Annotated in this window: 3 protein-coding genes and 1 pseudogene; 3 read left to right on the top strand and 1 reads right to left on the bottom strand. The window is 67.3% G+C overall.

The annotated features are described in order from the left end of the window. Nucleotides 1–443, bottom strand: a pseudogene (locus tag RMO30_RS01715) (type I pantothenate kinase); the annotation flags it as partial. Between the two features lie 29 nt (nucleotides 444–472). Between RMO30_RS01715 and glmS the strand changes: the two are divergent. The 3 genes from glmS to RMO30_RS01700 all read left to right on the top strand — a co-directional run. Next, nucleotides 473–2,323, top strand: a complete 1,851-nt coding sequence (gene glmS / locus RMO30_RS01710; RefSeq protein WP_309708671.1) for a glutamine--fructose-6-phosphate transaminase (isomerizing) — start codon at nucleotides 473–475, stop codon at nucleotides 2,321–2,323. A gap of 7 nt (nucleotides 2,324–2,330) precedes the next feature. Continuing rightward, nucleotides 2,331–2,723 (top strand): holo-ACP synthase, encoded by a 393-nt coding sequence (locus tag RMO30_RS01705; protein ID WP_309708669.1) that lies wholly within the window; start codon nucleotides 2,331–2,333, stop codon nucleotides 2,721–2,723. After that, nucleotides 2,720–2,901 (top strand): alanine racemase (locus RMO30_RS01700; RefSeq protein WP_309708666.1); only part of this gene is annotated, 182 nt, incomplete at its 3' end. The genes RMO30_RS01705 and RMO30_RS01700, both read left to right, overlap by 4 nt.

Genomic DNA, 2,901 nt, shown 5'->3' with positions numbered 1-2,901 from the left:
CCTTTGCGCTGCATCAGACCGCGGCGCGCGAGCTCAGCGTTCGGCAGGAGGAAACCGTCTGTCGTGACCAGTTCGACGAGCGGCGTGTCGGGCCAGCGCGAGAGAAGTTCGCGGATCAACCGGGCCGTGGTCGACTTTCCGACCGCGACTGATCCGGCGATCCCGATCACGAACGGCGTCGGCGGGCCGCTCTGCCCGAGGAACTCGCGGGTCGCCGCCCCCGTTGACATCGCCCCCGTGACGTAGAGGTTGATCAGTCGGCTCAGTGGCACGTAGACCTCGGCGACCTCGGCGAGGTCGAGGGCGTCGCCAACACCGCGTAGCCGTTCGACCTCACCCGCCCCCAGCGGCAGCGGGGTCGAGGGAGCGAGCGCTGCCCACTCCGCACGGTCGATCTCGACGAACGGTGTGGACCCGCCGTGAGAAGTTCCTGGGTCAGACATCTGACCCAGGAAAACATAGAATCGGGTTCATGTGTGGCATCGTCGGGTACGTCGGGCCGGGCAGCAGCCTCGAAGTGCTCATGGGCGGCCTCAAGCGGCTCGAGTACCGGGGCTATGACTCGGCAGGTGTGGCGGTGCTCGATGACTCCGGCCACCTCGGCACCCGCAAGAAGGCGGGCAAGCTCGGGATGCTCTCCGAAGACCTCGGGGGGACGCCCATCGCTGACGGCCACACCGGCATCGGCCACACGCGGTGGGCCACCCACGGCGGCCCGACCGACGGCAACGCGCACCCGCACCTCGGCGATGACGGCAAACTCGCGCTCATCCACAACGGCATCATCGAGAACTTCGCCGAACTCAAGCACGAACTGTTGGACGACGGCGCCGAGTTCTCGAGCGAGACCGACACCGAAGTAGCCGCGCTGCTCGTCGGCCGCTTCTATCGGGAGACCGGCGACCTGACTGCAGCGCTCCGGCAGGCTGTTGCCCGTCTGGAGGGTGCGTTCACCCTGCTCGTCGTGCACGAAGATCAGCCGGGTGTCGTGGTCGGCGCGCGGCGCAACTCACCCCTGGTCATCGGGCTCGGCGAGGGCGAGAACTTTCTCGGGTCCGACGTTGCGGCGTTCGTCGATTACACCCGCCGCGCGATGGAGATCGGCCAGGACCAGATCGTCACGATCCGCCCCGATTCCGTCGAGGTCACCGACTTCGAGGGCAACCCGGTGGAGACGCGTGAGTTCGAAGTCGCCTGGGATGCCTCCGCCGCCGAGAAGGGCGGCTGGCCGACCTTCATGAAAAAGGAGATCAGCGAGGAGCCGGAGGCGGTCGGCAAGACCCTCATCGGACGCATCGTTGACGGCGCGGTGCGGCTGCCCGAGCTCGATCGCCTCGGGGATCTGCTCACCGGTATCGACCGCATTGTCGTGCTGGCCTGCGGCACGGCCGCGTACGCGAGCCTGGTCGGCAAGTACGCGATCGAGTCGTGGGCGCGCATCCCGGTCGACGTCGAGCTCTCGCACGAGTTCCACTACCGTGACCCGGTCATCGGCGAGCGCACCCTCGTCGTCTCGGTGAGCCAGTCCGGCGAGACGATGGACACCCTCTTGGCTGTGCAGTATGCCCGCAAGCAGGGCGCTCGGACGTTGTCGATCTGCAATACCCAGGGCGCGACCATCCCTCGCGAGTCGGATGCCGTGCTGTACACCCACGCCGGACCCGAGGTTGCGGTCGCCTCGACGAAGGCGTTCGTCGCGCAGATCACGGCGCTCTACCTGCTCGGGCTTCACCTCGCGACGATCCGCGGAACCCTCGACGCCGTCGCGGTGGCCACACTCACCGAAGAACTGCAGAACCTTCCCGCCAAGCTCGATCAGGTCGTGGAGTCGTCGGGCGAGCGCATCGCCGACTTCGCCCGGTGGATGGGCGACGTGCAGTCGGTGCTCTTCCTCGGCCGCCACGCCGGCTACCCGATCGCTCTCGAAGGTGCACTCAAACTCAAGGAGCTCGCCTACATTCACGCGGAAGGCTTCGCGGCGGGGGAGCTCAAGCACGGCCCGATCGCGCTGATCGAACCCGGGCAGTTGGTGATCGTCATCGTGCCCTCCCCGCGAGACCCGAACTCGCTGCATGCGAAGGTCATCTCCAACATCCAAGAGATCCGTGCGCGCGGAGCTCGGGTGATCGCGGTCGCCGAGATCGGTGACGTCGAGGTGGCGCCGTTCGCCGACGAGGTCATTCGCATCCCGCATGCCGGTCCCCTGTTCGAGCCGCTGCTCGCCGTCGTGCCGCTGCACGTGTTCGCGATGGAGCTGGCGACGGCGAAGGGTCTCGACGTCGACCAGCCGCGCAATCTCGCCAAGTCCGTCACGGTCGAGTAGCAGATCCATGTCGATCGCGGGAATCGGGATCGACATTGTCGACCTCGCGCGCTTCGAACGGGCGGTGGGCCGCACTCCCCGCCTTCGCGAACGCTTGTTCGCTGTGAGCGAACGAGATCTGCCGCTCCGGTCACTCGCCGGGCGATTCGCGGCGAAAGAGGCCTTCATGAAGGCCCTCGGCGACGCCACGGCGGTCACCTGGCACGACATGGAAGTCGTTTCGGATGCCGAAGGCAACCCGTCGATGCGGCTCACCGGCGCGGCGGCCGCGATCGCCGAGCGGCGTGGGATCACCCACATCCATCTCTCCATGTCGCACGATGCGGGCGTCGCGATTGCTCAGGTCATCACGGAGTCCTTCGACACGCCGGCGAGGCCGACTGCTCAGGAACCGGAATGAGCATGAGAGAAGCGCGGATCGATCTCGGGGCGCTGCAGGCCAACCTCGACGTTCTGCGTGCCACGGTCGCTCCCGCGAAGGTGATGGGTGTCGTTAAGGCGCAGGCCTACGGTCACGGGGCCGTCGGCATCGCCCGAGCGCTCGCCGACCACAACGTCGACTGGCTCGGGGTCACCGA

The organism is Pseudolysinimonas sp., assembly GCF_031389465.1.
In the GTDB taxonomy this organism is placed as follows: Bacteria; Actinomycetota; Actinomycetes; order Actinomycetales; family Microbacteriaceae; genus Pseudolysinimonas_A.
Note: the sequence above shows the minus strand (reverse complement) of the source record. Positions and strands in the feature narration are given on the sequence as shown.